We start from the raw sequence: 428 nt of genomic DNA, 5'->3' as shown, positions 1-428 counted from the left end.
AAACCCAGGGCCAAAAAATGGCTGAACTTAAGGCTGGCCAAAAATAGTGCAGCATCAGTGGCGCATTATTCAAATAGTGCTCGAACAAATACACAATGGCCCGCCCTAAAAATACCAGCACCATTACTAATAGCGCTTGCTGAGATAAGGAAAAGTTGCGAATGCGTTTATAATACTGCGCTGCTGCGTAAGCCACCAGCGCATAGGCCGCGGCATGAAATCCGAGCGTTGAACCAAGCAAAATATCCACCGCTAAACCCACCGCAGCCGCGTAACCGATGTTCACACGATGCGGCAATGCGATAATCCAATAGATCACCACCAATAGCGGCCATTCTGGCCGCCACGCAGCCACTTGTATCGATATCGGCATCACCGCAAAAATCAGGCTCAACACGATAGTGATTAAAATAATACTGCGCTGCATA

1 protein-coding gene is annotated in these 428 nt (G+C 48.4%); it reads right to left on the bottom strand.

The window, feature by feature from the left end:
* Positions 1-428, bottom strand: a 428-nt coding sequence (gene mreD, locus VT06_RS17420) for a rod shape-determining protein MreD (RefSeq protein WP_046555600.1), incomplete at both ends; no start/stop codon positions are given.

Origin of the sequence: Arsukibacterium sp. MJ3, assembly GCF_000987765.1 — a bacterium.
GTDB lineage: Bacteria > Pseudomonadota > Gammaproteobacteria > Enterobacterales > Alteromonadaceae > Alishewanella.
This window is presented reverse-complemented; position numbering and strand designations above follow the sequence as displayed.